Annotated in this window: 31 protein-coding genes and 1 pseudogene; 12 read left to right on the top strand and 20 right to left on the bottom strand. The window is 70.2% G+C overall.

Going from position 1 to position 26,493, the window contains the following annotated elements; translation table 11 throughout:
• Positions 1-148: 148 nt before the first annotated feature.
• The 5 genes from ND450_RS20935 to cmk all read right to left on the bottom strand — a co-directional run bounded on the left by ND450_RS20935 (position 149) and on the right by cmk (position 4,708).
• On the bottom strand, positions 149-1,261 hold the full coding sequence (locus tag ND450_RS20935; RefSeq protein ID WP_253327760.1) for a sensor histidine kinase: 1,113 nt from the start codon (positions 1,259-1,261) through the stop codon (positions 149-151).
• Positions 1,258-1,890: a response regulator transcription factor gene (locus ND450_RS20940; RefSeq protein WP_253327761.1), complete on the bottom strand. Its 633-nt coding sequence runs from the start codon at positions 1,888-1,890 to the stop codon at positions 1,258-1,260. Before ND450_RS20940 ends, ND450_RS20935 begins: the two co-directional genes overlap by 4 nt.
• 84 nt (positions 1,891-1,974) lie before the next feature.
• Complete coding sequence (gene der / locus ND450_RS20945; RefSeq protein ID WP_089922922.1) at positions 1,975-3,396, bottom strand: ribosome biogenesis GTPase Der; 1,422 nt, start codon at positions 3,394-3,396, stop codon at positions 1,975-1,977.
• Positions 3,393-4,025 (bottom strand): 1-acyl-sn-glycerol-3-phosphate acyltransferase, encoded by a 633-nt coding sequence (locus ND450_RS20950; RefSeq protein WP_089922924.1) that lies wholly within the window; start codon positions 4,023-4,025, stop codon positions 3,393-3,395. The genes der and ND450_RS20950 overlap by 4 nt, the downstream gene beginning before the upstream one ends.
• Positions 4,022-4,708 carry a (d)CMP kinase gene (gene cmk, locus ND450_RS20955; protein WP_253327964.1) on the bottom strand — a complete coding sequence of 229 codons (687 nt, stop codon included), beginning with the start codon at positions 4,706-4,708 and terminating at the stop codon, positions 4,022-4,024. Before cmk ends, ND450_RS20950 begins: the two co-directional genes overlap by 4 nt.
• A gap of 65 nt (positions 4,709-4,773) precedes the next feature.
• On the opposite strand from cmk, the gene ND450_RS20960 reads away from it, so the two are divergent.
• Complete coding sequence (locus tag ND450_RS20960; RefSeq protein WP_253327762.1) at positions 4,774-6,855, top strand: hypothetical protein; 2,082 nt, start codon at positions 4,774-4,776, stop codon at positions 6,853-6,855.
• A gap of 86 nt (positions 6,856-6,941) precedes the next feature.
• Positions 6,942-7,382, top strand: a complete 441-nt coding sequence (locus tag ND450_RS20965; protein ID WP_253327763.1) for a pyridoxamine 5'-phosphate oxidase family protein — start codon at positions 6,942-6,944, stop codon at positions 7,380-7,382.
• On the opposite strand, the gene ND450_RS20970 is transcribed toward ND450_RS20965, so the two are convergent.
• Entirely contained in the window at positions 7,372-8,517 is a 1,146-nt protein-coding gene (locus ND450_RS20970; protein WP_253327764.1) for a hypothetical protein, read from the bottom strand. The two genes, ND450_RS20965 and ND450_RS20970, sit on opposite strands and share 11 nt — an antisense overlap.
• 88 nt (positions 8,518-8,605) lie before the next feature.
• Between ND450_RS20970 and ND450_RS46085 the strand changes: the two are divergent.
• A pseudogene (locus ND450_RS46085) lies at positions 8,606-9,142 on the top strand (homocysteine S-methyltransferase family protein); the annotation flags it as partial.
• Positions 9,143-9,265: 123 nt separating this feature from the next.
• Here ND450_RS46085 and aroH read toward each other — a convergent pair.
• The 5 genes from aroH to ND450_RS21000 form a co-directional block, all read right to left on the bottom strand.
• Complete coding sequence (gene aroH / locus ND450_RS20980) at positions 9,266-9,628, bottom strand: chorismate mutase (protein ID WP_253327766.1); 363 nt, start codon at positions 9,626-9,628, stop codon at positions 9,266-9,268.
• A 31-nt stretch (positions 9,629-9,659) separates the two neighbouring features.
• Positions 9,660-9,989, bottom strand: a complete 330-nt coding sequence (locus ND450_RS20985; protein WP_253327767.1) for an STAS domain-containing protein — start codon at positions 9,987-9,989, stop codon at positions 9,660-9,662.
• Positions 9,990-9,999: 10 nt separating this feature from the next.
• Positions 10,000-10,737, bottom strand: a complete 738-nt coding sequence (locus ND450_RS20990; RefSeq protein ID WP_253327768.1) for an ATP-binding protein — start codon at positions 10,735-10,737, stop codon at positions 10,000-10,002.
• A complete protein-coding gene (locus tag ND450_RS20995) occupies positions 10,737-11,681 on the bottom strand; it encodes a hypothetical protein (protein ID WP_253327769.1) in 945 nt (314 codons plus the stop codon). The genes ND450_RS20990 and ND450_RS20995 overlap by 1 nt, the downstream gene beginning before the upstream one ends.
• A 63-nt stretch (positions 11,682-11,744) precedes the next feature.
• Positions 11,745-12,845 carry a DUF1015 family protein gene (locus ND450_RS21000; RefSeq protein ID WP_253327770.1) on the bottom strand — a complete coding sequence of 367 codons (1,101 nt, stop codon included), beginning with the start codon at positions 12,843-12,845 and terminating at the stop codon, positions 11,745-11,747.
• A gap of 18 nt (positions 12,846-12,863) precedes the next feature.
• Between ND450_RS21000 and ND450_RS21005 the strand changes: the two genes are divergently transcribed.
• The 5 genes from ND450_RS21005 to ND450_RS21025 all read left to right on the top strand — a co-directional run bounded on the left by ND450_RS21005 (position 12,864) and on the right by ND450_RS21025 (position 16,506).
• Complete coding sequence (locus ND450_RS21005; protein ID WP_253327771.1) at positions 12,864-13,337, top strand: cation:proton antiporter regulatory subunit; 474 nt, start codon at positions 12,864-12,866, stop codon at positions 13,335-13,337.
• A 26-nt stretch (positions 13,338-13,363) separates the two neighbouring features.
• Positions 13,364-14,515: a cation:proton antiporter gene (locus ND450_RS21010; protein WP_371927778.1), complete on the top strand. Its 1,152-nt coding sequence runs from the start codon at positions 13,364-13,366 to the stop codon at positions 14,513-14,515.
• Positions 14,516-14,578: 63 nt separating this feature from the next.
• Complete coding sequence (locus ND450_RS21015) at positions 14,579-15,742, top strand: S8 family serine peptidase (protein ID WP_253327773.1); 1,164 nt, start codon at positions 14,579-14,581, stop codon at positions 15,740-15,742.
• On the top strand, positions 15,739-15,960 hold the full coding sequence (locus ND450_RS21020; RefSeq protein ID WP_089922949.1) for a hypothetical protein: 222 nt from the start codon (positions 15,739-15,741) through the stop codon (positions 15,958-15,960). Before ND450_RS21015 ends, ND450_RS21020 begins: the two co-directional genes overlap by 4 nt.
• A 93-nt stretch (positions 15,961-16,053) precedes the next feature.
• Positions 16,054-16,506: a DUF6319 family protein gene (locus ND450_RS21025; RefSeq protein WP_253327774.1), complete on the top strand. Its 453-nt coding sequence runs from the start codon at positions 16,054-16,056 to the stop codon at positions 16,504-16,506.
• 94 nt (positions 16,507-16,600) lie between these two features.
• Here the strand turns inward: ND450_RS21025 and ND450_RS21030 are convergent, their stop codons facing one another.
• Positions 16,601-17,572, bottom strand: coding sequence for an NADPH:quinone oxidoreductase family protein (locus ND450_RS21030; protein ID WP_253327775.1), 972 nt, complete (start codon positions 17,570-17,572; stop codon positions 16,601-16,603).
• Between the two features lie 2 nt (positions 17,573-17,574).
• Positions 17,575-18,375, bottom strand: a complete 801-nt coding sequence (locus ND450_RS21035) for an SDR family NAD(P)-dependent oxidoreductase (RefSeq protein ID WP_253327776.1) — start codon at positions 18,373-18,375, stop codon at positions 17,575-17,577.
• 128 nt (positions 18,376-18,503) lie between these two features.
• Between ND450_RS21035 and ND450_RS21040 the strand changes: the two genes are divergently transcribed.
• On the top strand, positions 18,504-19,256 hold the full coding sequence (locus tag ND450_RS21040) for an SDR family oxidoreductase (protein WP_253327777.1): 753 nt from the start codon (positions 18,504-18,506) through the stop codon (positions 19,254-19,256).
• A gap of 5 nt (positions 19,257-19,261) precedes the next feature.
• On the top strand, positions 19,262-19,714 hold the full coding sequence (locus ND450_RS21045; RefSeq protein WP_177230067.1) for a MaoC family dehydratase: 453 nt from the start codon (positions 19,262-19,264) through the stop codon (positions 19,712-19,714).
• Here ND450_RS21045 and ND450_RS21050 read toward each other — a convergent pair whose 3' ends face one another.
• Entirely contained in the window at positions 19,715-20,281 is a 567-nt protein-coding gene (locus ND450_RS21050; RefSeq protein WP_245786513.1) for a TetR/AcrR family transcriptional regulator, read from the bottom strand. It abuts the gene before it with no gap.
• Between the two features lie 38 nt (positions 20,282-20,319).
• On the opposite strand from ND450_RS21050, the gene ND450_RS21055 reads away from it, so the two are divergent.
• Complete coding sequence (locus tag ND450_RS21055) at positions 20,320-21,375, top strand: DUF2855 family protein (protein WP_253327778.1); 1,056 nt, start codon at positions 20,320-20,322, stop codon at positions 21,373-21,375.
• On the opposite strand, the gene ND450_RS21060 is transcribed toward ND450_RS21055, so the two are convergent.
• Positions 21,365-21,547 carry a DUF397 domain-containing protein gene (locus ND450_RS21060; protein ID WP_253327779.1) on the bottom strand — a complete coding sequence of 61 codons (183 nt, stop codon included), beginning with the start codon at positions 21,545-21,547 and terminating at the stop codon, positions 21,365-21,367. The two genes, ND450_RS21055 and ND450_RS21060, sit on opposite strands and share 11 nt — an antisense overlap.
• 8 nt (positions 21,548-21,555) lie before the next feature.
• Entirely contained in the window at positions 21,556-22,362 is an 807-nt protein-coding gene (locus tag ND450_RS21065; protein WP_253327780.1) for a helix-turn-helix transcriptional regulator, read from the bottom strand.
• 73 nt (positions 22,363-22,435) lie between these two features.
• Between ND450_RS21065 and ND450_RS21070 the strand changes: the two genes are divergently transcribed.
• Entirely contained in the window at positions 22,436-22,693 is a 258-nt protein-coding gene (locus ND450_RS21070) for a hypothetical protein (RefSeq protein ID WP_253327781.1), read from the top strand.
• 2 nt (positions 22,694-22,695) lie between these two features.
• Here ND450_RS21070 and ND450_RS21075 read toward each other — a convergent pair whose 3' ends face one another.
• The 4 genes from ND450_RS21075 to ND450_RS21090 are packed head-to-tail and all read right to left on the bottom strand — an operon-like array spanning position 22,696 to position 26,483.
• Positions 22,696-23,238 carry a 3'-5' exonuclease gene (locus ND450_RS21075; protein ID WP_253327782.1) on the bottom strand — a complete coding sequence of 181 codons (543 nt, stop codon included), beginning with the start codon at positions 23,236-23,238 and terminating at the stop codon, positions 22,696-22,698.
• Positions 23,239-23,261: 23 nt separating this feature from the next.
• Positions 23,262-23,966, bottom strand: a complete 705-nt coding sequence (locus tag ND450_RS21080; RefSeq protein ID WP_253327783.1) for a hypothetical protein — start codon at positions 23,964-23,966, stop codon at positions 23,262-23,264.
• Positions 23,953-25,371, bottom strand: a complete 1,419-nt coding sequence (locus tag ND450_RS21085; RefSeq protein WP_253327784.1) for a VWA domain-containing protein — start codon at positions 25,369-25,371, stop codon at positions 23,953-23,955. Before ND450_RS21085 ends, ND450_RS21080 begins: the two co-directional genes overlap by 14 nt.
• The gene (locus ND450_RS21090) at positions 25,368-26,483 is read right to left on the bottom strand and encodes a hypothetical protein (protein ID WP_089922978.1); all 1,116 of its coding nucleotides are present in this window, start codon (positions 26,481-26,483) and stop codon (positions 25,368-25,370) included. Before ND450_RS21090 ends, ND450_RS21085 begins: the two co-directional genes overlap by 4 nt.
• Positions 26,484-26,493: the final 10 nt, after the last annotated feature.

The following is a 26,493-nucleotide window of genomic DNA, read 5'->3' on the forward strand; positions in this document are numbered from 1 at the left end:
ATGAGAAATCCTACAACACCGCGGACAGAGATCAAAAACGACCCCCTCCACAGGCTGCTAGCTGCGGAAATACGGCGGGGACCCGAAGTTCGGGTCCCCGCGTCCCTCGGTCCGACCGATCCCCCGATCCTCGACCGACACCCAGAAACTATGCGGTCGCGGCGGTGGAGGCGCCACCTCCGAAAGTCGAGTCTTGGCCGCCAACCTTCGACTTACCGGGCGGTAGGACGGCGCTGACGCTGAAGCCGCCGTCTGCCCGATAAGAGGTGGTCAGGGTGCCGCCGGCCAGGCGGACTCGCTCGGACAGGCCGTGCAGGCCCGCGCCTCCCCCGTCGCCCAACGACGGCAGGTCTCCCGGGCCGTTCACCACGCTCACCCGTACTGGTGATGATCTGTCCACCGTCACCGTCACGGAGGCGCCTGGGGCGTGTTTCGTCACGTTGGTGAGGGCTTCCTGGACCACCCTGAAGAGGGCTCTGGAGACTGCTGGGGACAGGGGTGCGTCGCCGGATTCGGACAGGGTGACGGAGACGCCGGCCACTCGGGCCCGGTCCACCAGTTCCTGGAGGGACGGGTAGGTGGTGTCGGAGTTCAGCAGGCCTAGGGCTGCTCGCATCTCGGCGAGCGATTCCTTTGCCAGGGCTCGTAGACGTAGTGCTGTGTCCCGCACTGTGTCGTCCGGGGCGGTGGCTGCCAGGGCTGCTGACTCGACTGCGATGAGGGTGGCGTGGTGGCCTACTGCGTCGTGGATCTCGCGGGCTATTCGGGCTCGTTCCGCTGCTCGCGCTGAGGTTTCCTGGGCCTCGAGTTCGGCTGCTCTCGCTCTGCGGGTTTCGTAGAGGGACTGGGTCAGTTCCTTGCGGGTGGTGACCAGGGCACCCAGGGCTGTGGGGGCTGCTGCGAGGCCGAACGCGAAGGCGAAGGCCAGCAGGAGCGTGCCCAGGGGGATGGTTTCCAGGAGGAGGACCGGGGCTATCGCCGCGGTGGTGAGGAGGAGGACCCAGAAGAGTTGGAGCGGGAGCGACTTTTCCTTGCGGCCCAGGCGGAACTGGGCTACCAGGGCGGGTGCCCAGCCCAGGCCTCCTGCCACTGCCGGTACGCACAGGAGGGTGGCCAGCCAGGGCCAGCGGAGGCGGGTCGGGAGCAGCAGTGACGCGGCTACCGCGGTCCAGAGGGACCACGGGAAAGGGCGGTCCTGGGTCAGGAGGACTACTCCTGTGGTGAGGCCTGCGGTCAGGATTTCGCGCAGGACCGTCTTCACCAGACACCAACCTGGTGGGCCACCAGGGCTGCCTGCACCCGGTTCTCCACGCCCAGTTTGGTGAGGACGGTGGAGACGTAGCTCTTCACCGTGGCCTCGGACAGGCAGAGTTCTTCGGCTATCGAGTGGTTCGAGCGGCCGGCCGCGACCAGTTCGAGGACCTGGCGTTCGCGGGCCGACAACGAGTCCAGCTGCCGGTTGGCCCGGAAGCCTCGCAGGCGTGGGAGTAGGCGGGCGGTGATGCGCGGGTCCAGGACGGCCCCGCCTGCTGCCAGGTCCACCACGGCGCGGACCAGGGCTTCTGGTTCCGCGTCCTTGAGGAGGAAGCCCTGAGCGCCGAGGTCCAGGGCTGTCGCCACGTAGTCGTCCAGGTCGAACGTGGTCAGCACGGCGATCGCCGGTGGGGTGGCCCACGTCCTGAGTCGGCGGACGGCTTCCAGGCCGTCTACGCCGGGCATCTGGACGTCCACCAGCACCACGTCGGGCAGGTGGGCCAGGACTGCCTCGATCAGTTCGGCGCCGTCAGCCGCCTCGCCGACTACCTCGACTCTGCCGTCGGCTTCGAGGAGGACTTTCAGGCCCCGCCGCAGCAGGGCCTCGTCGTCGGCTAGCACCACTCGTACGGCCACGAACCCAACCAACCGCACCCCATGGCAAAGGGCAACCAGCCGGTTGGGTCGTCACCCGTAGAAACTACGGAGAACCGCCGAGAGCTACTTCTTGCCGGCGCCGGCCTTCTTCTTCTCGCGCACGCGCACGGAGATGCGGACCGGGCTGCCCTCGAAGCCGAACTCCTCGCGCAGCCTGCGCTCGATGAAGCGGCGGTACGAGGCCTCGAGGAAGCCCGTCGTGAACAGCACGAACGTCGGCGGGCGGGTCGAGGCCTGGGTCGCGAACAGGACCTTCGGCTGCTTGCCGCCGCGCACGGGCGGCGGGGTCGCGGCGATCAGTTCGGTCAGCCACTGGTTCAGGCGGCCGGTCGGGACTCGGGTGTCCCAGGAGTTCAGGGCGGTCCTCAACGCCGGCGCGAGCTTGTGCACGGCGCGGCCGGTGAGGGCGGAGATGTTGACCTTGTCCGCCCACGGGACGCGCACGAGGCCGCGTTCGAGTTCGCGGACCATCTCGGTGCGGCGGTCCTCGTCGACCAGGTCCCACTTGTTGAACGCCAGCACGCACGCGCGGCCCGACTCGACGACCATCGTCAGCACTCGGAGGTCCTGCTCCGCCAACGGCTCGTGCGCGTCCAGGAGCACGACGGCGACCTCGGCGGTCTCGATCGCGGACTTGGTGCGCAGCGACGCGTAGTACTCGGCGCCACCGGAGAACTTGACCCGCTTGCGCAGGCCGGCGGTGTCCACGAAACGCCAGATCTCGCCGTCGAGCTCCACCAGCGAGTCGACCGGGTCGACGGTGGTGCCCGCGACCGAGTCGACGACCGAGCGGTTCTCGCCGGTCAGGCGGTTGAGCAGCGACGACTTGCCGACGTTCGGCTTGCCGACGAGCGCCACGCGGCGGGGACCGCCACCGCGGCCGCCGAAGTCGTCACGCGGGGTCTCGGGCAGCCGGTCGAGGATGACGTCGAGCAGGTCGCCGGAGCCGCGGCCGTGCAGGCCGGAGACCGGGTAGGGCTCGCCCAGGCCGAGCGACCACAGCGACGCGATGTCGGCCATCAGCCTGTCGTCGTCGACCTTGGACGCGCAGAGGATCACGGGCTTCTTGGAGCGGCGCAGGACCTTCGCGACGGCCTCCTCGGTGGCCGTCGCGCCCACCGACCCGTCCACGACCAGCAGGATCACGTCCGCGGTCGCCATCGCGAGCTCGGCCTGCGCGGCCACGGAGGCCTGCAGGCCGACCGCGTCCGGCTCCCAGCCGCCCGTGTCGACCACGGTGAACTTGCGGCCGTTCCACAGCGCGTCGTAGGCAACCCGGTCACGCGTCACGCCGGGCACGTCCTGCACCACGGCCTCACGGCGGCCGATGATGCGGTTGACCAGCGTGGACTTGCCGACGTTCGGCCGTCCGACCACCGCGAGCACCGGCTGGGGCGGCGCCGCTTCCTCGCCGTCACCGCCGTCGAGGTCGTCGAAGGCTGACCAGTCGGCCTCGTCCTCCCAGGTGCCGTCCAGGTCCGTCATCGTCTTCCCTCACTCTTGCGATGTCCATCGAGTTCGGCGACCAGTGTCGCCAGGCGGTCACGCACCTGCTCGGTGGCAACGCCCAGGGCCGCCCGCCCCTTCCCTTCCGGGAGGTGGAACGGCTCACCGATCAGCACGTCGACCTCGGGGCGCCAGCCCTTGGCCTGGTAGGTCCCGCGGCAGGCGACCGGGAGCACCACCGCGCCGGAGGTCTTGGCGAGCCACGCGGCGCCGTTCTGCGCGCTCGCCACGTCGCCCTCGCCACGCGTGCCCTCGGGGAAGACCCCGATCACACCACCGGCTTTGAGCACGGACAACGCGCTGGTCAGCGCCGTGCGGTCGGCTTCTCCCCGTTTGACGGGGATCTGCCCGATCTTGCGCAGGAGGTCGCCCACGACACCTTTGAACATCTCCTGCTTGATCAGGAACGTCACGCGCCGGGGAAGCACACCGAAGAGGATCGGCCCGTCCGCCGCCGAGCTGTGGTTGGCGACGACGACCACGCCGCCGCTCAAGGGTACGCGGTCGCGGCCGTGCGTCCGAATCCGGAACTGCCAGGCGTAGGGAACCCGCGCGATCCAGCGGCCGAGGTCGAACAGCCAGGGCTGCGTGCCCCCGGGAACGCTCACCCGGTCACCCGCAGCCCACGCCGTTCGACGAGCTCCAGCAAAGCGGTGATCGTGCCCGCGAGGTCGAGGTCGGTGTTGTCGAGCTCCACCGCGTCGTCGGCCGGCTTCATCGGCGACACGGCGCGCGTGGAGTCGTACTTGTCACGACGCTGCACGTCGGCCAGCGCGGCGTCCACAGTGGACTCGCGGCCGGCGGCGCTGTCCTGCTTGGTCCTGCGCGCGGCCCGCGCCTCGGCCGAGGCCGTCAGGTACACCTTCAGCGGGGCGTCGGGCGTCACGACGGTGCCGATGTCGCGCCCCTCGACGACGATCCCGCCCACGTGGTCGACGGCGTCCGCGATGATCGCGCGCTGCTGGGCGACGAGGAGCTCCCGCACGTTCCCGGTCGCGGACACCGGTGACACGGCGAGCGAGACCTCGGGCGCCCGGACGGCGGACGACACTTCGTCGCCGTCGAGCGTGATGCCCGGCTGCCGGGGGTCCGTGCCGACGACGAGCACCGCGTTCTCGGCGACCGCGACGACCTTGGCCTCGTCGGCCGGGTCGACGCCCGCGCGCAGCACGGCGAGCGCGATCGCCCGGTACATCGAGCCGGTGTCGAGGTAGCGCGCGTCCAGCGCCATCGCGAGGCGCTTGGCCACGGTGGACTTGCCGGTGCCGGCCGGTCCGTCGAGAGCGACCACACCGCGCAACTGACCCTGGCCCACAGCAGCTCCCTCCGAGACACCCACGGTCCACATTGTGCCTGGTGCGGACGCTCACACCGGCACCGGGACGGTCCAGGGCGGAGGCGGTGCCGATCATCGGGAATCATGTCGCGGTGAACTCGGGCAGGTGGCGGCTCGCCGTCGTGGCGTTCGCCGTGTCGGTCATCGGTGTCCTGATCTGGCTGGCCACGTCGGAAGACGCGCTGGACGTGGGGGACAAGCTCGCCAGCGTGACGGGCGCGGTGCTCGCGCTCGCGGGCCTGGTGGTCGGCTTGCTGACGCTGCGCGCCGGCGTCGCGGCGGACACCTCGGGAGATCCCGCCCACGCGCTCGAGGACCTCGCCGATCTCGTCCTCCGGCAGTGGGAACGGGAGGCCGGTGCTCGCGGCCTCACCCACCAGGACCCGCTGGACGTCCGCTGGGCGTCGACCCGACGGCCGGTCGCACCGAGCGCGAAGGACGTCATCGGTCCCGGCGTCGTGCCCGGCGAGCCCCTCCGGCTGAAGCTGCACGGCGGTGTGGGCCGGCTCGCGGACGCGCTGTTCGAACTGCCCGGCCACCAGCTCGTGCTGCTGGGCGAACCCGGCTCCGGCAAGACGAGTGCCGCGATGCTGCTGGTGCTGGACCTGCTCGCCCGGCGCGAGCCGGGCGACCTGGTCCCGGTCCTGCTGCCGCTCGCCTCCTGGGACCCGGCCGAGCAGGACCTGGACTCGTGGATGGCGCAGCGGATCTCCGCGGACCACCCGGACTTCCGCGCACGCGGCGTCCACGGGCAGGCCCTGGCGCGCGCACTGGTCGAGAAGCGGCTGGTCCTGCCGGTGCTGGACGCGCTGGACGAGGTCGGTTCGAAGGTCGACGCGGTGCGGGGCATCGCCCGTGTGGTCGGCAGGAACTCGCCCTTCGTGCTGACCTGCCGCGCGGACGACTACGAGGAGATCATCCGCGAGACCGGTGTCCCGGTCGGCCGGGCGGCGGTCGTCGAGCTGACACCGGTCGGGGCGCGGGAGGCGGCCCGGTACCTGGAGGCGGGTGTGCTGGAGGGCGACCGGAGGTGGCGGCCGGTCACCGAGGCGCTCCTGCGGGAACCGGACGGGGTGCTCGCACGGGCGCTCTCGACCCCGCTGGCCGTCTACCTCGCGAGGACGGCGTTCACCCCGCTCACGAGCGATCCCGCGGACCTGCTGGAACTGCCGACGTCGTCCGCCGTCGAGAAGCACCTACTGGAGGCCTACCTCCCGGCGCTCTACCCCTCTCCGGAGAACCCGAGGAGGTGGCTCGCGTTCCTCGCTCGACGGCTCGCGGCGAGGCCACAGGCGCGGAACCTGGGGTGGTGGCGCCTGTTCTTGATGCTGCCCGGACCTCGCACGGTCGTCGGCGCGAGCCGGGGTCTGCTCACCGGCGCCGTGTTCGCGACGACGATCCTGCTCCACGGCCGGCTCAGCGACCAGCCGGTCTTCGCGGCGTGGTGGCTCGTCGTCCTGGTCGTGGGAGCCGCCGCGGGCGCCGTGGCCGGAGCTCTCGCGGGAACGGTGGCGGGTGCGGTGCGCGCCCCAGACGCCGCCCGGTTGCCGTCGTACCTGGTGGCATCCTGGGGCCGGGCCGCCGGCGGCCTGCTGGCCGGCGGGCTGGCGGGCATCGGGGCGTCCGCGCTCGCCGACCAGCTCGCCTCCGCCAGGACCCCGCTGGGCATCGTGGTGACCACCGGCTCGATCATCGGCATCGGCTGGAGCAGCCAGGCGCTGGCGAAGCCGATCTCGGTCAACGCGCCCGTCGACCCCCGCGGCGGCCTGGCGGGCGACCGCAAGGCCACGATCTTCGTGACCGCGCTGGCCACGACCACGATCACCGTCGGGCTGTCGATGTGGACGTGGGTGGAGGGCGGACTGGACGTGCCCGCCCTCGTGGCCATGGCCGGGCTGGGGCTGACCGCCTCCTGCGTCTGGCCCCTGTCCGGCGCCTGGGTCGGCTTCACCATCGCGCGGACCTGGTTCGCCCTGTGCGGCAGGCTTCCCTGGCGTCTCCTGGGCTTCCTGGAGGAGGCGCACGAACGCGGCGTCCTCCGGCAGGTGGGTGCCGCCTACGAGTTCCGCCACCAGCGCCTGCAGCAGCACTTCAGCCGGTAGGCGGTATCGATCGGTGGAATCCGCACAAGGCGCGCGCGGTCCGCGCCGATCTGGTGGGCGCACCACCGAGATCGATGGAGGACCCAGTGACCACCACAGAACAGCGCGGCGCCGTCGAGGAGCTGCTGCACCGCACGCTGGCCGCGCACAAGTCGATGTTCCTCGCCACGGCGGGATCGGACGGCTCGTGGGTGAGCGGCGTCTACTTCGCCGAGGACGGGCCGCACACGCTGGTGCTCGTGCTCGAGGAGCGCGGCCGCACGCTCAAGGCGATCAAGGAGAACCCCGAGGTGGCGCTGGTCGTGTCGACCGGGTCGCCGATGGAGCCGTTCCTGCAGGCGCGGGGCACGGCCGTGGTGGTCGAGGGTGCCGAGGACGAGGCCGTGCGGCAGCACCTCGTCGCCAAGGTGCCCGAGGTGGCGCCGTTCCTCGCCACGCCGATCCGCACGGTGAAGGTGTCCGTTCCGTCCTGGCGCGTCACGGACATCCCCAACGGGTGGCTGCCCGGCAAGGCCTTCAGCGCCTGAGGCGACCCGTGTCCCGGAGGAGTTCCGCCAGCCGGTGGAACTCCTCCTCGGAGATCGGCAGCGGGGTTCCGTGGAGCCTGTCGGCCCGGTACTCCCAGCCGTCCGGTGTCCACAGCTCGTACTCGAGCTCGTACGGGTTCGGCAGCCTCCTGGCCAGGAAGCGGACCAGGGCGAAGTCGTAGACGTCGTCCTGCCCGCTGAAGAAGGCCTGGTAGCTGTGCGGCTCGCCGCGGAACCTGGCCGACCTCGCCAGGAGCACACGGGCGTAACGCACGCCGCGGAAGCCGCGCTCGCCCAACTCCTCGACCTGCCAGTCCGGCCGCAGTCGCTCGAACACGTCGGTGGGCCGCCAGCCGAGGTCGTCCACCGCCTCGTCGCCCGACGCGGTGCGGCGGACGACCTCTCGCCGGGTGTTGGTGCCGAGCTGGACCTCGAAGTACCTGGTCTCGGCGTTCTCCCTCAGCTGCTTGACGCGCAGGATCTCGTCGTGGGCGACCGGCAGGACGTGTCCGCTCCGCGGGTCGGTTCCCGGCACCCATCGGTCGCCGTGCAGGAACGTCTCCCACTTGCCGTCGCCGTCGGCAGGGCAGCGGATCAGCGAGTGCGCCCGGTCGAGCGTCACGAAGTCGTTGAAAGCGTCGAACACGGCGAAGTGGTGGTGGCCGTCCACCGGTTCTGCTCGCCGCCGGGCCGTGAGGAGGGCGACGACCGCGGCCAGCTCGTCCCGTTCGAACGGCCACAAAGGCACCGCGAAACCATGCTCTGGCAGCAGCTCGTCGACCACGGCGTACGCGGAGCGCAAGTCGATCACGTCGGCCTCGTGCCGGAAGACCGCGTAGCCACCGCCCTGGGCCCCGTCCCGCGACTCGACCCGGGCGGAGCCCATGTCGTCGGCCAGCCGCTCGAGCCTCTCGAGCTCGACGGCACTCACCTCGCGGTAGTCGTCGTACGAGTCCCTGTCGCGGGATTTGGACAGGCCGTTGCTGCTCTGCCACACACCGCGGCCGACGTACTTCTGCTCGTCGTAGGGACCAAGGCTGCGGTAGAGGCCTTCGGAGTTGCCGACGTCGGACATGCCGTGGCCGTCGCGGAACAACGCGTAGTAGCGGTACTCCGCCAGATAGGGCTGGAACACGCGATCACCCCCCAGTGATCACCTGATCCTAGCGGGCACGACCGGTGCACGGGACGCACACTGAGCCCTCCGACCTGGAGGCACCCCGATGAGGCAGCTGCCCCAGCTCCACGCCGACCTCTTCCTCGCCGACGGCGGCGCCGAGACCACCCTGATCTTCGACGACGGCATCGACCTGCCCGACTTCGCCGCGTTCCCGCTGCTCGACGACCCCGACGGCAGGGCGGCGCGGCGGGGTTACGACGGGAACCGCCTCGACCGGGCCAACAGGGCCGCCGTCGACCTGCTGCTGGACGTGCGCGCGAAGTTCGCGGCCACCGTCGTCATCAGCGGGTGCGTCGGGCCGCGCGGGGACGCGTACAGACCTGAGACGATCATGAGCCGGGACGAGGCGCGCGAGTACCACTCCACCCAGATCCGCACGCTCCCCGACACCGAGGCCGACCTGGTCACCGCGATGACGCTGACGAACGTGCCCGAGGCCACCGGCATCGCCGACGCCGCCCGCGAGGCCGGCGCGCAGGTGGTCATCTCGTTCACCGTCGAGACCGACGGCAGGCTGCCGAGCGGGGACGCGCTGGGGGACGCCGTCCGCGCGGTCGACCGGGACACGAACGGCTACCCGGCCTACTACATGGTCAACTGCGCGCACCCCACGCACATCGCGCCGGCGCTCGACCCCGGCGCGGAGTGGGTGGGGCGCCTGCGGGGCATCCGGGCCAACGCGTTGACGCGATCAGCCGCGCGTTCAGTGGTTGAGGTCGGTCCGCAACGCCGCCGCTCCGCGCAGGTAGACGTGCTTGATCGACGACCGCGGCAGGTCCGTCTCGACGTGGGCCAGCAACCGGACCACCCGCGGCATCGAGCCCGGCACCGCGATCTCGGTGGCGGACAGCAACGGCACGTCCTGCAGGCCCGCGAGGCGCGCGGCGTAGGCCGGGAACTCCGACACGAGGTCGGGGGTGGCGGTGAGCACCACGCTGATCAGGTCTTCCGACGTCAACGCGTTGCACGACAACACCTCCCGCACCAGCTCGGCCGTCGCCTCCAGCAGCAGGTCCCGCGAATCCGCGTCGATCTGCGTGGCACCCCTGATCGCTCGCACCGCCATGCGACCGACCCTACAGCGTCCTCAGTGGACATCACCCGACGTCTTGTTCCACAACGATGTTCGGGAACTTCACGGTGAGCCCGAGCAGGTTCACGACGTAGGCGGCCCACCCGCCGCCGAGCAGCACGAGCCGCCGGTCCCCCAGCACGCCGGCGGTCTCGATCAGCACGTGCAGGCCGCTGGAACCGATGAACGTCAGCCCGGTGAAGTCGACCACGACGTCGCCCAGGCCGTCCCCGGCCGAACAGGCGAGCGCGAGCTCGGCGCGCAGCAGGTCGCTGGTGTTCATGTCGACCTCACCGGTCAACGTCACCACCGCGCCGTCGCGGCGCACCTCCAGCTGGCCTGGATGAGGTCTCATCGTCAGTGCCTCACGGGTCGGGAGACAACAGGTCGCGCACCGCGGCGAGCACGCGGAACGGGTGCGCCGGTTTCGCCAGGTACGCGTCGGCGACGTGCGCGGCCGGCTCGATCGCCGAGACGGCCACCACCGGCACGCCGGAGGTTCGCGCCGCCGCAGCGAACCTCGTTCCCTCCCCATGAGACGTCAGCAGGTCCACCACCGCCAGAGCCGGTGGACTCTGAATGGCCTCCTGTGCGGCCGCCACCGTCGTCACGAGCGACACGTCGTAGCCCTCGGCGTGCAGGAAGACGGCCAGGGCCTGGCCCGAGAGCCGGTCGCCGTCCACCAGCAGCACCTTCGAGCGCTGCGCGGGCAGGTCCAGGGCGCCCGGCCGCGACCAGACCCGCACGAGCGCCCGCACGACCGTGCCGGGCCACGTCGGCTTGCCCGGCCGCACCCGCACCTCGTCGGCGACGCCGAACAGCAGCCGCAGCCCCAACGGCCTGACGTCACCGGCGTCGTGGTCGAACACGCCGTCGTCCTCGATGGTGAGCAGCACGGCGTGGTCGCGCGGCTCCCACGCCACCCCGACGACGGACGCCCCGGCGCGCCGCACCGCGTTGTCCGCCGCCTCGGACACCGCCAGCACCACGTCCCGCGCGTCGTCACCGCGCAACCCGGACTGCCCGGCGAGCTCCCGCACGAAGGCCCTGATCTCCGGCAACGACCCCGGCGAGGCCGGAAACCACCGGCTCCGCGCGTCCATCACGCGGCGTGCGACGGGGCCACCAGCAACGGCGTGATGAGCTCCCGCAACGTGGTTGCGCGACGCCGGTCCGCCTCGGCGTGCAGCGGTTCGAGCTTCTTGCGCGCGCGGGCCGACATCACGTCCCCCGCCTGCGCGACGGCCAGGACCCCCGCGGCCGCCGCCTCGTCCGCGTCCCCCAGCAGGAGGTGGTTGAGCGACAACGAGATCAGCGCGAACGTCCGGCTGCGCGCCATCTCGTCGCGGTAGCCGGACACCGCCTGGAGCAACGCCGTGATGGCCGGCTTGGCGTAACTCGCGTCGACCGTGCGCGCGAGAGAGGTGTAGATGGCCCCGGTCATGCCGGCGAGGTCGTGCACGTCGAAGAACGCGGCCCACGGCGGCGCGCCGTCCACGTCCGCCCGTGCGAACTCGTCGTGCGCACGTCCCAGCAACGCCAGCGCGGGCACCCGCTGTCCCATCTCGGCGTGGCACCACGCCTGGTTCGCGGCCAGGATCGCGTTCGTGTGGTGGCTCTTCGCGACGATCTCCGCGAGCCGGAACATGCCGAGCGCCTCGGCGGGCCCACCGTGGTGCAGGTGGACCCGCCCCATCCGGTACCGGATGTTCGCCACCAGGTCCTCGTCCTGGGCGAAGTCCAGGGCGAGCAGGAAGTGGCGGTGCGCGGATCCTCCGAGGCCGGCGTCGAAGGCCGTCCACCCCGCGAGGGCGTGCAGCTCCGCGATGGCGCCCCGGAAGTCGCGGCGCACGGCGGCGCTGGCCGAGTGCGCGTAAGCCTTGTCGCACCACGACAACAGCGCCTGCACCTGCGTGCGGCACGATCCGCCGCCGTAGCGGTAGTCGACCGCGCGCAACGCCGACGTCATGACCCTCAGGTGCCTGACGTGCAGCAGTCCGATCCGGGAATGGGGTGGCGGCAGCGAAGGTGAGGCGTCGTAGTGCATCGCTCGATTTTCAACGCGCGTCCGACGACCGAACAGGGCCGAACGATCCCGCCGGGCAGGGCCCTACGGTGACAGGTCGGCCAGCAGAAGTCCGCTGCGCGGCTTGGGCGTGAAGTAGGTGCTCTTGCGCGGCATCTTGGTGCCCGCCAGCACTTCCCGCAGCGGCACGGGTGCGATCAGCAGCACCGCCTCGGCCTCGACCGACGGGTCCACGACCGCCCTCACGCACGGGCTCTCGGGGTCGAGGCCGAGAGCCTCGTGCAGCAGCAACGACTCCACGACCGCGTGGTCGATCCCCCGTCCCGCGGGCAGTTCGACCCGCAGCACCTCGTCCGGGCACCGCACCACGACCACTCCCGGTTCGGGATCGACGACGTAGGGCAGGGACGACACCGCCAGCCCGGCCCGTTCCCACGCCGCCACCAGGTCGGACGCGGTGAGCCCGCTGCCCGAGATCGCGCGGTGGATCGGCCCGACCCGCAGCCCCGGCCCGGACGTGACGAGCGCCAGCAGCCCCGCCAGCCCGGCCTCGCGCGCCGCCGCGACCCGGTGGTTGCCGTCCGCGACGAGCAACGGGTGCGCGCCGGCGGCGTCGAGGAACGCGTCCTGCTCCTCCCCCGGCCCGACCAGCCACACCCAGTGCCGCCGCCCGCCCGAGTCCACGAGCGACACGGCCGGCTCCCCCGTCATGCCGAGCACGAGCTCCGTGAGGGCGTCGTGCGGGGTGACCGGGACGAGCATGGCGGCGCTCGTCGCGATGCCCAGCGAGGCCAGCACCCGTCCGCGTTCGGCGACGACGTCCGGGTAGACGTCCTCGGTGTGCGCGATGCCGTCCGGGTCGACCAGGCACAGCACACCGCACGCCGTGCCGTCCGGCCCGTCCACCCGGTAGGGCGCGACGACGTCGGTGACCTCGACGTACGCGCGCCTGATCAGCACCGCGAGCTCGGCGCGGGCGGCCGGCAGCGCGTCGAGCAGGCCGACCCCCTCCGCCAGCGCCGCGGGGGTGCGGTGGGGGTGCTGGACGGCCAGCAGCGTGCCGTGCGGGGCCCTGGCCAGCGCCCCGATCACCTGACCGGGTTCGGCGAACTCGTCGACGTCGGGTCCGGGCACGCGATCGCGTACCACCCAACCGCGACGCACGGGGCGTACTCGAAGTGACATCCACGTATCATGATCTGTGTGAACGTAGAGATCACGCCCCTGCCGGGCATCGGGACGCGTCAGGACTTCACCATCCGCGCCGGGCGGCGTGTCGGCGTGATCACCTATCGGGACGGCAAGTTCGAGCTCATCGTCTCCAAGGCGAACGACCCGGACTCCTGCTCGGCCTCCATACCCCTCTCACCGGAAGAGGCGAACACGCTCGCGGGCCTGCTCGGCGCGCCGCAGCTCGTCGCCCACCTGCGCGAGGAGACCCGCGACATCGCGGGCATCACCACGCGTCAGCTGCCGGTCACCGCCTTCGCGAACCGCACCCTCGGCGAGACCGCCCTGCGCACGAGGACAGGTGTGTCCATCGTGGCCGTCGTGCGCGCGGGCAACGCGCATCCGTCGCCCGGGCCCGACTTCCTCTTCGAAAACGGTGACCTCGCGGTCGTCGTCGGCACCGCGGAGGGCCTCGACGCCGCCGCTGAGATCCTCCACGGCGGTTAAGCACAGTGCACGAGACAACAATCGCCATGATCCAGCTCGGCGCGGTCTTCTTCGGCCTCGGCCTGCTGGGTCGTGTGGCCCGGCGTGCCGGTATCTCCCCGATCCCGCTGTACCTGATCGGCGGGCTCGCGTTCGGCCAGGGCGGGTTCGTCCCGTTGCACGGCATCGAGGAGTTCACGCACCTGGCCAGCGAGATCGGCGTGGTGCTGCTGCTCCTGCTGCTCGGACTCGAGTACTCGGCGTCCGAGCTCACCACCGGGCTGAAGAAGTCGTGGATGGCCGGTGTGCTCGACCTGGTGCTGAACTCGGCGCCAGGTGCGATCGCGGCCTACCTGCTCGGCTGGGGCACCGTCGGCGCGCTCGCGATGGCGGGCGTCACGTACATCTCGTCGTCGGGCATCGTCGCGAAGGTGCTCGGAGACCTTGGCAGGTTAGGTAACCGCGAGACGCCCGTCGTGCTGTCCGTGCTCGTGTTCGAGGACCTGGCGATGGCCGTCTACCTGCCGGTGCTCACGGCGGTGCTGGCGGGCGTGAGCTTCCTCGGCGGACTGACGTCGGTGGGCATCTCGCTGCTCGCGATCACCGTGGTCCTGGTGGTGGCGTTGAAGTACGGCCGGTTCATCTCGGCCATTGTGGACAGTCCCGACCACGAGGTGTTCCTGCTCAAGCTGCTCGGTTCGGCGTTGCTGGTCGCGGGCGTCGCCTCGCAGCTGCAGGTGTCCGCCGCGGTCGGCGCGTTCCTGCTCGGCATCGCGATCTCCGGGTCGACGGCCGAGAACGCGACGCGGTTGCTGGAGCCGCTGCGGGACCTGTTCGCGGCGATGTTCTTCGTGGTGTTCGGGCTCAACACCGACCCGCGTTCGATTCCACCCGTTCTGGGAATCGCGGTGGCTCTGGCCGTGGTCACGACGGCGACGAAGGTGTTCACCGGCTGGTGGGCGGCGCGCCGGCAGGGCATCGGCAAGATGGGCCGCATGCGTGCGGGCGCGGCGCTGGTGGCGCGGGGTGAGTTCTCCATCGTCATCGCCGGGCTGGCCGTGGCGTCCGGGCAGGTGGCCGCCGACCTCGCGGCGCTCGCGACCGCGTACGTGCTGCTGATGGCGATCCTGGGGCCGATCGCGGCCAAGTACGTTGAGCCGATCGGTGAATTCTTTCAGCGCAGAAGGCAGATGGCCTGAAACGGGAGCCCTGATGTGACGACTCTCTAGTGAGGGCAAGTCGGAGAGTAGGGGCGAAACGTCATGACCGAACCCGCTGAAGTGGAGACCACCGGGCGTTTCCTGGTGTTGCTGCAGGAAGACGCGATCGAAGAGGGGGTGGCCGAGCTCGGTGCTGTCGTCGGGTTCGACCCCAACAGCGGCGATCTGGACCCGGAGGCCGTGCAGGTCTTCCCCGAGCTCGGGGTCGCGGTCGTGTCCGCGGACCCGAACCTGCTGGCCGAGCTGAACGGCGCCGCCGAGCGTCCCGGGCCGGTCCAGATCGTCGAACCGGAGCGCGTCGTGCACGCGTTCCAGGACGACGCCGCGCCCGTCGAGGAGGCGCAGGCGCAGGCCGTCGACGAGTCCGTGCTGACCTGGGGGCTGCAGGCGGTCGGCGCGGACGTCAGCACGGCCACCGGCAAGGGCGTCAAGATCGCCGTGCTCGACACGGGCTGGGAGCAGAACCACCCGGACTTCGCGGGCCGTGCGATCACCACGAAGTCGTTCATCGCCGGCGAGGACGTGCAGGACGGCCACGGCCACGGCACGCACTGCATCGGCACGTCCGCGGGCCCGCGCAAGCCCGCCACGGCACCTGGTTACGGCGTCGCCTACGAGGCGGAGATCTTCGCGGGCAAGGTGCTGTCCAACGCGGGCTCCGGCTCCGACGGCGGCATCCTCGCGGGCATCGACTGGGCGATCTCGAACGGCGTCGCCGTGATCTCGATGTCACTGGGCGCCGACGTCCCGGCGGGCACGCCGTACTCGCAGATCTACGAGACCGTGGCGCAGCGCGCGCTGGCCAAGGGCACGCTGATCATCGCCGCGGCGGGCAACGCCTCCTCGCGTCCCGGCCGCATCGCGCCGGTCGGCCACCCGGCCCGCTGCCCGAGCATCATCGCGGTGGCGGCGATCGACGTGAACCGCGCGATCGCGTCGTTCTCGTCGGGCTCGGCGGACAAGATCGGCCAGATCGACGTCTGCGCCCCCGGCGTCGACGTGTACTCCTCCTTCAAGCTGCCGGAGAAGTACCGCCGCCTGCGCGGCACGTCGATGGCGACCCCGCACGTGGCGGGCGTGGCCGTCCTGATCGCGGAGAAGACGGGCGCACGCGCGTACGAACTGTGGGCTCGCCTGGCCGGCACGGCTCTGCGCGTGCCGCTGCCGTCCACCGACATCGGCACCGGGCTCGTCCAGGCGCCATGACCGCTCCGGTCGACCAGGTGATGGTCTCCGTGACCGACGGCAGCCTCCCGCAGGTCCTCGACGACCTGCGGGAGGCGGGCCTGGTGGTCGACACCGTCCTGGAAGCGCTGGGCGTGGTCACCGGCACGGCCGAGGTGAAGGCCATCCCTGCGTTGCAGGCGGTACCCGGCGTCCTCGACGTCGAACGGCAGTGGCGCGTGCAGCTCCCGCCGTACTGACTAGGCTCTCCGCTGACCCCATTCACGGCTGATCGAACAGGTGTTCTATGCTGTGCGCGGGGTCACGTCGTTGTGGAGAGAGGAAACCTGATCGTGTCGGACACGCTCACCGAGGTTCAGGCAGTCGAGGAGACCGTCGTGGAGGAGACTCCGGCGAAGGCCGCCCCCGAGGCCGAGGCCCCGAAGCCCGTCGAGGCTCCCAAGCCCGCCGAGGCACCGGCGCCCCCGAAGGCTGAGAAGCCGAAGGCCGGCCGCCCGAAGAGCACGGCGAAGAAGACTCGCACCGTCGAGCTCACGCTCACGGTCACCGGCACCGCCGAGGGCGAGTGGCAGGCCGACCTGGTCCACGGCACGCAGCGCGTCGTGTCGGGCCTGGTCATCCCGGCCATCGCGGTCGCCAAGGCGGCCAAGGAGCTGCACGAGGACATCGCCGAGGGCATCGAGTCGGTGCTCGAGGCGGCGCGCGACCAGCACCGCACCCGCATGGAGGAGCTGGAGGCCGAGCTGGCCAAGGTGAAGGCCCAGCTGGCGGAGCTCTCCGAGTAGGTCCGGAGTCAGCACGAGAGGGCGGCCCGCTTCATTCGCGGGCCGCCCTCTCGGCGCTTCAGGCGACTGTTGATCGCAACATCACTGGTTCGTGTCAGCGAGCCGGGTCGAGCAGCAGCTTGCCCGCCGTCTTGCGCGACCGCAGGTCCTCGTGGGCCTGCCGGATCTCGCCCATCCCGTACTCGCCACCGGGAACGGCCTTCAACTTGCCGTCCACCACGAGCTGGAACAGCTCGGCCATGGCCCGATGCGCGAGAGTCCCGTGCTCGGCGTCGCGAACCTTCAACGCGTGGGGCAGCCACATACCCGCAACGGCCGTGGAGTGCACCAGCAGTGCCCCGAGGTCGACCGGCTTCGGCCTTTCGCGCGAGGCCATGCCATAAAACGCAAGGCGCCCGAACGGAGCCAGCGCCACGAGCGACTGGTCAGTGGTTGCTCCTCCGGTCATGTCCAGCACGACGTCGACACGCCGGCCGCCGTTGGCCTCCTTCAGCGCGGCCGTCATGTCCGACGCACGTGAGTCAACGGCAACGTCGGCACCCAGGTCCAGTGCGAGCTTGCGCTTCTCCTCGGAAGACGCCGTGGCGATCACGCGGCCGGCGCCCCACAACTTGGCCAGCTGCACGGCGATCGTCCCCACACCACCGGCGGCAGCGTGCACGACGACCGACTCGCCAGGCTCCATGTGAGTCGACTTCCGCAGCAGCAACCAGGCCGTCGCACCCTGCACGATCAACGACAACGCCGTCAGGTCGTCCACACCGTCGGGAACGTCGAAGGTCGTCAAAGCGGGCGCGACGGCCTTCTCCGCATACCCACCGGAGTTCTTCGTCAGAGCGACGACCCGACGCCCGTCAGAAGTGGTCCCGACGACCTCGCCGCCGGGCACCAGGGGCAGTTCCATCTTGGCCAGGTAGGAGTTCTCCGCCTGGTGCGTGTCCGCGTAGTTCAGACCGGCCCGCGAAACGTTGATCAGCACCTCGCCCTCACCCGCGACGGGGTCGGGCAGCTCCACCTGCTGCAACACCTCGGGCCCACCGAACTCGGTGATCTGGATGGCACGCACGGTCAGTTCTCCTTGAGCGCGATGGTGACGGGGTCCTTCTGGGCGGCCTGGATCCGCGAGCCGTCGGCGGCACGGGGGCCGGGCGGGTTGCGGAAGCCGAACGGCTCCGGGGCACGGCCTGCCTGGACGAACCAGGCCTCACCGGTGCCCGAACCCTCCACAATGGACATGAAGGCGTCCACCACGGCGGACACCGGGATGATCGGCATGCCGATCTCCTCCAGCGTCGAGCGCAGCGGCACGATGATGTTGGTGTCGGCAAAGCCGGGACACAGGGCGTTCACGCGCACGTCCGGGTGTGCGCCGCCGAGAGAGCGCACGAGACCGACGACGGCGGCCTTGTTGGCGCCGTAGACGGGGTCGCCGGGCATCGGCATGAGGCCGGCCATCGACGCCGTGGCGATGATCTGGCCGCCGCGCTTGCGCACCTCGGGCAACGCGTAGTGCGCGCCGTAGACGACGCCGTCGAGGTTGATCGCCATCGCGCGGCGGTACGTCTCGACGTCGAAGTCGTCGCCCAGCGAGCAGCCGGTGCCGATGCCGGCGTTCAGGAACGCGATGTCGAGCCCGCCGAACTCGCGAACGGCGAGCGCGACGGCCTCCGCCGAGTCCGAAGGAACCGTGACGTCGCAGCGCACGAACACGCCGCCGACCTCGTCGGCAACGGCTTTGCCCTGGTCGGCGTCCACGTCCGCCACGACGACGCGAGCGCCGTGCGAGGCCAGGCGCCGGGCGGACGCGGCGCCGATGCCGTTGGCTCCGCCGGTGATGAGCGCGACCTTGCCGGTGAGTTCCACGGACACCTGCCTCCTCGTAGTGCAACATTCCGACCAGTCGGTATGGTCGTCCGCACAGGCCTGGACGTCAAGCTGACTGATAGGTACGTTACTAAGCGCTTGCTTAGCTCACCACCGAAACCGAAGGAGGACCCGTGGCCGACAGGGTTGCGATCGTCACCGGCGCGGCTCGTGGCATCGGTGCCGCGGTCGCGCAGCGCCTCGCCGCGGACGGCCTGGCCGTCGCGTTGCTCGACCTCGACGAGCAGGGTGTGCGCGACGGCGCCGACAAGATCGTCGCGGGCGGTGGGCGCGCCATCGGCCTCAAGGTCGACGTCGCCGACGAGGAGCAGGTCAACGCCGCGGTCGCGAAGGTCGCCGAGGAGCTCGGCGCGCCGACCGTGCTCATCAACAACGCGGGCGTGCTGCGCGACAACCTGCTGTTCAAGATGTCCGCGAGCGACTGGGACACGGTCATGAACGTGCACCTGCGCGGCGCGTTCCTGATGAGCAAGGCCGTGCAGGCGTTCCAGACGAAGGAAGGCTTCGGCCGCATCGTCAACCTGTCGAGCACCAGCGCGCTCGGCAACCGCGGCCAGGCCAACTACGCCGCCGCCAAGGCCGGTCTGCAGGGCTTCACGAAGACCCTCGCGATCGAGCTCGGCAAGTTCGGTGTCACGGTCAACGCGATCGCGCCCGGTTTCATCGTCACCGAGATGACCAAGGCGACGGCCGAGCGCATGAAGATCTCGTTCGAGGACCTGGTCAACGGCTCCGCGGCTGCCATCCCGGTCGCGCGCGTCGGCCAGCCGGAAGACATCGCGCACACCGCGTCGTTCCTCGTCAGCGAGGGTGCCGGGTTCGTGTCCGGCCAGGTCATCTACGTCGCCGGCGGACCGAAGGACTGAGACGGATGCGCGCGTTCGAGAACATCGACGAGCTGGTCGCCGCGAAGGGCCAGCACCTCGGTTTCGGCGAGTGGCACGAGATCACGCAGGAGCAGGTCAACCTGTTCGCCGACGCGACCCTCGACCACCAGTGGATCCACATCGACGTCGAGAAGGCCGCCAAGGGCCCGTTCGGCGGACCGGTCGCGCACGGCTACCTGACGTTGTCGCTGGTGCCGTACCTGGTGCGGGACGTCTACACGGTCAAGAACATCAAGATGGGCGTCAACTACGGCAGCAACAAGGTGCGCTTCCCGCAGCCGGTGCTCGTCGGCGCCAGGGTGCGCGGCGGCGTCGAGCTGCTGGACGTCACCGACATCGCGCTGGGCAAGCAGCTCGTGACCAAGGTCGTCATCGAGATCGAGGGCAGCGAGAAGCCCGCGTGCGTCGCCGAGATCGTCAGCGTGATCGTGCCCTGATCAGGCCTTGAGACTGTGGATCAGCAGGTCCGCGTAGTGCTGCGCCAACTGCCCGGGCGGGATGTCCCCGTCCGGGCGGTACCAGGTGCCGAGCTGGTGCAGCGATCCGAAGAAGTAGTACGTGGCCACGTCCGCGGGCACGTCGGCGCGGAACGTCCCGTCCCGCTGTCCCTCCTCGACCAGCCCGCGGAACTTCTCGTGGTAGCGCCGCCGCTCGGCCCGCACCTCTCGCTGCTTCTCCTCGGAGAGGTGGTTCATCGACCGGAAGAACACCTTGGCGGCGTCGAAGTCGTCGACGCTGGTGACGATGACGTCGATCGCGGCCTCGCGCAGCCGTTCGGTGACGGGCCCGGTGCTCGACGCGATCTTCTCGAGGTGTTCGGTCTGCAACCGCAGCAGCCGCCCGTAGATCTCGTGCAGCAGGTCGTCCTTCGACCCGAAGTAGTGGTACATGGCGCCCTTGGTGACGCCGGCGCTCTCCACGATCTCCTGCACGGCGACCCGCTCGTAGCCCTTGTCCGCGAAGAGGCGGGTGGCGGCGTCGATCAGTCTTTCAGGCACGGTCACGACCGGAGAATACCTCCGACCAAGGAGAAGCGAAGGCAATGATCAATCGCTGGACCGTCGTCGTCGACCGCGGTGACCTCGCCGAAACCGCAGTGCTGCACGACGAACTGCCCTCCGGGTCCGATCTGTCCGACTGCGAGGTCCTGCTGCGCGTCAGCCGGGTAGGCCTCACCGCCAACAACGTCACGTACGGCGTGATCGGTGACGTCCTCGGCTACTGGAACTTCTTCCCGGCGGGCGGCCCTGGTCAGGGCGTGGTGCCGGTGTGGGGCTTCGCCGACGTCGTCGACTCCACAGTGGACGCCCTGCCCACCGGCACCCGCGTCTACGGCTACCTGCCGATGGCGAGCCACTTCGTCGCGCGGGCCCGTCTGACCTCGTCCGGGTTCGCCGACACCGCCGACCACCGCGCCGAACTGCCCGCCGTCTACAACAGCTACCTGGTGACGTCGTCCGACCCGGCCTACGACGCGACGTTGGAAGACCTCCAGGTGCTGTACCGGCCGCTGTTCCTCACGTCCTTCCTGCTCGCCGACCAGCTGGTGGACAACGACTTCCACGGCGCCCGCACCGTCGTGATCTCGTCCGCCTCCAGCAAGACGGCGTTCGGCACGGCCCAGTGCCTGCGCGGTCAGGGAGTCCGGCTCGTCGGCCTGACATCGCCGCGCAACGTGGAATTCACCAAGGGTCTCGGTCTCTACGACACCGTGCTCCCCTACGACGCCGCCGTGGACGTCGAGCCTTCGGTGTACCTGGACTTCAGCGGGTCGGCCGACGTGCGGTCGGCACTGCACTCACGGCTGGGCGCCGAACTGAAGAAGGACGTGTCGATCGGGCTGACCCACAAGGCGCCGTCGCAGGACTCGCGGTCGGAGTTCTTCTTCGCGCCGGATCAGCTGCGCAAGCGCACGGCCGACTGGGGCTCGGACGGGTTGGCTCAGCGGTTCGGCGAGGCGTGGCGATCGTTCACCGCTCAGGCCGGCGACTGGGTCGCCGTCGTTCAGCACCACGGCCCGGAGGAGCTGGTCGAGGTGTGGCAGGCCGTGCTGGCGGGCAGGGCGAACCCGGACACGGCCGACGTGATCAGCTTCTGACCTGGTCCTTGACCATCGCGAGGAACGCAGCCCAGGCGGGCGCCGCGACCGTGGCGTCCGCCCGGCCCTTCGAGTCGCGGATGCGGGCGGCGGGGCCGTCCAGGGCGATCTCCACGCAGTTGCCGTTTCCACCGCCGTTGCTGCGGCTGCTCTTGCGCCACACAGCAGACACGTCGATCCCTACCTCTCGGCAGCCAACCTCCCGATCCACTCGGCTGACTCATCGGGGGTCAACGCCAGCTTCGAGAGGTGCTTGAAGACCAGTTTAGTGGCCTTCACCCGCTCGATGTCCTCGACGTGCGTCGAGCCTGCAGGATGCTCGACGTAAAGCACCGACATCTCGCCCGGATAGGCGAAGTCCAGCACCGTGAACGCCCCGTTCTGCCCGTCATGCAGACCGGCCGCGTCAGGCAGCACCTGCACGGTCACGTTGGAGAGCGATCCCCGCTCGATGATGTGGAGCAACTGCTCGCGTTCCGCTTGTTTGAGGGCTGCCTCGGCGATGACGCCGTGGTACTGGAGCTGACCGTCCAGGCGCTCTTGCCGCCTGGTTCGGATGGCGATCTGGTTCTCGGTCCACTTCCGCGAGTGCTGCGTGTGCCATCCGCGGAACACCGCACGCATGTAGGCCTCGATCTGCAGCAAACCTGGAACGTATCCGAGGCTGAACTCGCAGACTCTGATCGCGTCGTGTTCCAAGCTGATGTAACCCTGGTCGTCCAGGCCGTAGGGGTGCCACCAGCCCTTCTCACTGGCTCGCTCCCACATGTCGATGTACGGCGCCTCCTCCGACACGAGCACGCCGTACAGATCCAGCATCGCGCGCATGCCGTGGTACTCCGGCAACTGGCCGTTCTCGATGCGGCTCAGCTTCTGGTAGTTGTACCGCAGCCGGTACGCCGCCTCACGCTGGCTCAGCCCGGCGCGTTCACGCAGCCTCTTCAACGCCTCGCCGAGGCGGACCTGCCGGAACGTGGGGTCGGACATGCCCCAAACGTTACGGACGAGATCTGACATTCGTGAATCACGCTGGCGGGGTCTGATGAGGACCGTCCACTGCATGGAGTACGTCCACAGCATCCAGTACCACCGCCGCAGCCGGAACGGTCGCCTGACCCTCTCCTACGTCGAGTCCGTGACGGATCATGGTTGGTACATAAAGAAAGAAGCCGACTGGAAGTCGCGCTACACGATCGCCTGCGCCACCGAGTACCTCGCCAGGGTCTCAGCCGAGGCGGGCACCTTCGCCATCACGGTCTGGCGGGAGACCGAACGGGTCTGCACGGTCGGCATCGACTGGAATCCTCCGAACAGGTGATCTCACCGGCGGATCAGGCCGGCCAGCAACCCGGCGATGTTGAACGCGTCGTCGTGGCCGCGGTGGTGCGTGCCGTCGATCCTCCGCCCGGTGAGCCGCACCGCCTCGGCCATGCCGACCTCGCGCGGCAACGCGTGCGCGAGCGCGAACAACGTCTTCACGTTGACGTGCCGCGGCCCGAACGGGTAGCGGACGCCGAAGTCGGCGCACTGCCGTTCGAACATCTTGCGGTCGTAATCGCCGTACGACGCCCAGACGCGGCGGTCCGAGCGGAACTCCTTGCGCAGCAGGGAACACGCCTCGGCGAACGACACGCCGGAGGAGACCTGCTCGGCGGTCAGGGTCGTCAGCGAAGTGCAAAAAGGACTGACGGACGACCGGGAAGGCCGCACCAGCACCGAACGGCGCTCGCCGCGCTTCCCCGAAGCGACCTCCAACGGGCAGATCCCGATCTCGATGATCTCCGACACCTCACCGGGAGGCGGCGAGCCCTCCCAGCACGTCGACTCCACGTCGATCACCAACACCTCGTCCAATGCGATCACGCCGTTGATCGTCCCCCACGCGTCTACTGGAATACGACGACCGGGAGCACGACGATCTCGCCGGTGGCGGCGTTCCAGGACTGCACCTTGCCGAGGCAGCGGGCGTTGAACTGGCCGGGCGGGAGGGTGTCGCGGAGGCTCGCCCGGTCGCATTCGACGCGGACCGTGCCGCCGCCGACCGGGGAGTGCAGGACGGCCGGGTCGTCGCCGTCGCCCACCTCGAAGCGGCCGTGCAGGGAGACGTAGTCGCGGATGTCGTTGAGGCGCATGGTCCTGCCTCCGTGCCGGGAGTCGGCTCGGACGGTCTGCGCGGTCAGGTCGACGTCCACCACGCCGTGGGCGGCGCGGAGGCCCGCCAGGACGACGCCGATGACGTCGATCTCGGTGGCGGGTTTCTCGTAGGTGTCGGTGTTCTGCTCCACGACCGAGCCGTCCACGCCTATGCCGAACTCGCTGGGGCCCACTTGGAGCTTGCCGTTCTTGGTGACGGTGATCTGCTTGACGAACTGGCGGGTCACGGCGTCGTCGTAGCGGCCCACCTTGCAGAGGTTGATCATGCGCTGGGCGTGGACGTAGAACAGGATGCCGGGGACCTCGGGTTCCACCTCGCGGCGGCGGATCCGGTGCCAGACCAGGGCGATCACCGCTATCAGCGCGAGCAGGGTCGCCGTCCAGAGGAGGATCCAGCCCCACGAGACCGACCACCAGAGCGCTCTATCGACAGCCACGGATCTCCCTCACCGCCTCCAGCAACGGCTTCGCGCCGGCCTCCACGAGACGGCCGCCGCTCGCCTGGGCCACCCGGTCCAGCTCGGCCGTGGAGGCCTCGCCGAACCTGATCGGGTACACGGGCACTTCGCCGCGGCCCACCCGCAGGAACTCGTCGACCGACGGACCCGCGTTGTTCTCGCCGTCGGTCATCAGCACGACCGCCGTCTCGCCTCGCGCCAGCTGCAACCCGCGTTCCAGGGCGGCCCAGATCGCGGTGTTGTCGCGCAGGTCCTCGGACGCGACGACGGCGAGCAGCGCGTCGAGGTCCTCACGACCGCGCACGGTGATCGAACGCTCTTCCAGCACCGTGCCCGCGAACCGGATGATCGTCACGGTCTCCCCGACGTAGAAGCGGTCGAACCCGTTGAGCGACGCGAAGGCCTCGCGCAGTCCGGCGAGGCGCGGGCCGCGCATGGACGTCGAGTAGTCCAGCACGAAGACCACCTGGCGGCCGTCGCCCGCGCGGTCGTGGAACAGCAGCAGCCGGTCGATCACCTCGGAGCTGTCCGGGAAGTAGAGCGCGGTGCCTAGGTCGGCGCGCAGCTTCTCGTTGCGCCGCACGGACGGCTCGACCGGGCGGCGCCAGGTGCGGTCGGCGATCATCTGCTGGGCGGCAGGCGCTCGAAGCCACTCCACCGCGCGGTCGTACACCGCCCGGTGCTCGGGCTTGAGCAGCATGAGCGGGTAGTCCGACAGGACGATGCCGTCACGCGGGTAGACGATCTCCAGCGGTTCCGGCAGGGAAGCGTTGAGGGACAACAACTCCGACTCGTGCGCGACCAGTCCGTCCACATCGGACCGCCGGGTGAACTCGCCCACCGGGTCCGGCACGTCGAACGCCCGCCCCGCGAGGAAACCCTGCAACCGGTCGCAGCTCACGTCCTCGGGTCTCAGCGGCGCGCCGGTCCCCGCGGCCGCCGTGGCGACCCCGATCAACGCCGCCATCCCGCCACCGGACACGCGCGGATCGGCCATCCCGTAGCGGAACTGGCCCAGCGCGGCACGATCCGCGACGTCCGCCCACGTCGGCCGCTCTCCGAGCACGGCTCGCTTCGACCGCTTCACCCCGAGCACCACCGGGGAGGTCATGACGCTCGTCGCCAGCTCGGGTTCGGCGCCGCGCAGCCGCAGGAACCTGGTGGTGGACAACCAGGCCAGGTCGAAGCCGTCGAGCGACCTGCTCGCCTCGACCGTGCCGCGGTGCTCCACGGCCAGCTCGATCCCGGTGGCCTTCTTCAGCTCCGCGAGCACCGGTCCGAGGTCGGCCAGCTCCGTGCTCGCCAGCACCGTCAACCGGATCGGCGGAGTGCTGGACGTGCACGCGGTCAGCAGGAGCAGCAGGACCGCCGCCAGCACCCTCACTTGCACTCGCCGACGACGTCGAGCATGCGCTCGAAGAGCTCCGCCCTGGGCAGCTCCACCCTGCCCTTCGCCCCGGCCGGCGGTTCCGGCAACCCGCGGGACGCGATGTAGGTCCCGAAGTCGGCGCCGGTCTCCCCGTTCCAGCCCAGCGAGTGGAAGCCCAACTCGACCGCGCGGCGGCGCAGGTCCGGGTCGTTCATCATCAGCTCGCCGATCCGGTCGCCCTCCGGCGTGAACGAGATCAGCTCGGGCGTGCTCTGGTGCTGCTTCTCCGGGTAGAGCAGCACCCGTTCGGTGTCGACGCTCTTCTGCCGCAACTGGTAGGCGATGTACTGGTGTTCGTAGATCACCGCGATGACGGCGTGGGTGCGCCCCTCCGGCACGAAGTACTTCGGGGCCATGTCGTCACCGGCCTGGCCCTGGGCGTCGACGTACGGCTTGACCTCCCGCGCCAGCTTCTCCGCCGCCTCGACGGTCTGCGGCGGCTCGTCACCGAAAGCGGTGGCGAAGAACCCGACCAGCGTCGCGCCCGAATAGGCCTTGCAGGGGTCCGGCGACTGCACGGTGATCCGGTTCTCGTTGGCCAGACCGTAGTCCCGCCACCGCTTGCGGTCGTCGGAGAGTTTCTTGAACTCGTCCATCTTGAGGTCGTAGTAGAGGTCGCCGTTGCGGGTGGCTGCGCCGGCCTTCACCAGCGCCTCGGCGTACTCGCGGAACGTGGCGAGCACGACCGGCGTGAAGAACGGCCGGTACGGCACCACGTGCTTGCCCGCCCGGCGCGACTTCACCTGCTCGTTCGCCACGTGCCCGGACGGGAACACGAAGTGGTACGAGTCGAGGTCGGGCTTGTTCGCCAGGTCGCGGGACCCGACCGGCGTCACGTGCACCTGGTAGCCGCGGGCCATCAGGATCCGCTTGACCTGCTCGTCCTGGAAGAAGTCGCGCTTGGAGGCGAACAGCGCCCGCACGACCGTCACAGACCGGAACGGGCCGGTGACGTGCCCCGACACGAGCAACACCACCAGCCCGGACACGAACACCGCCAGCGGCGGCACGAACCACAGCAGGAACCGTCTTCGCGGGTCGACCACCTTGAACTCGGGCTCCCGCACGGCTCCCCCT

The organism is Lentzea sp. HUAS12 (assembly GCF_024125735.1).
GTDB lineage: Bacteria > Actinomycetota > Actinomycetes > Mycobacteriales > Pseudonocardiaceae > Lentzea > Lentzea albida.

Coding starts and splice junctions, on each gene's coding strand:
- der (WP_089922922.1), bottom strand. CDS start 3,396: ATGACGGACCTGGACGGCACCTGGGAGGACGAGGCCGACTGGTCAGCC.
- aroH (WP_253327766.1), bottom strand. CDS start 9,628: ATGGCGGTGCGAGCGATCAGGGGTGCCACGCAGATCGACGCGGATTCG.
- ND450_RS20985 (WP_253327767.1), bottom strand. CDS start 9,989: ATGAGACCTCATCCAGGCCAGCTGGAGGTGCGCCGCGACGGCGCGGTG.
- ND450_RS20990 (WP_253327768.1), bottom strand. CDS start 10,737: ATGGACGCGCGGAGCCGGTGGTTTCCGGCCTCGCCGGGGTCGTTGCCG.
- ND450_RS20995 (WP_253327769.1), bottom strand. CDS start 11,681: ATGCACTACGACGCCTCACCTTCGCTGCCGCCACCCCATTCCCGGATC.
- ND450_RS21000 (WP_253327770.1), bottom strand. CDS start 12,845: ATGTCACTTCGAGTACGCCCCGTGCGTCGCGGTTGGGTGGTACGCGAT.
- ND450_RS21010 (WP_371927778.1), top strand. CDS start 13,364: ATGATCCAGCTCGGCGCGGTCTTCTTCGGCCTCGGCCTGCTGGGTCGT.
- ND450_RS21015 (WP_253327773.1), top strand. CDS start 14,579: ATGACCGAACCCGCTGAAGTGGAGACCACCGGGCGTTTCCTGGTGTTG.
- ND450_RS21020 (WP_089922949.1), top strand. CDS start 15,739: ATGACCGCTCCGGTCGACCAGGTGATGGTCTCCGTGACCGACGGCAGC.
- ND450_RS21045 (WP_177230067.1), top strand. CDS start 19,262: ATGCGCGCGTTCGAGAACATCGACGAGCTGGTCGCCGCGAAGGGCCAG.
- ND450_RS21055 (WP_253327778.1), top strand. CDS start 20,320: ATGATCAATCGCTGGACCGTCGTCGTCGACCGCGGTGACCTCGCCGAA.
- ND450_RS21065 (WP_253327780.1), bottom strand. CDS start 22,362: ATGTCCGACCCCACGTTCCGGCAGGTCCGCCTCGGCGAGGCGTTGAAG.
- ND450_RS21070 (WP_253327781.1), top strand. CDS start 22,436: ATGGAGTACGTCCACAGCATCCAGTACCACCGCCGCAGCCGGAACGGT.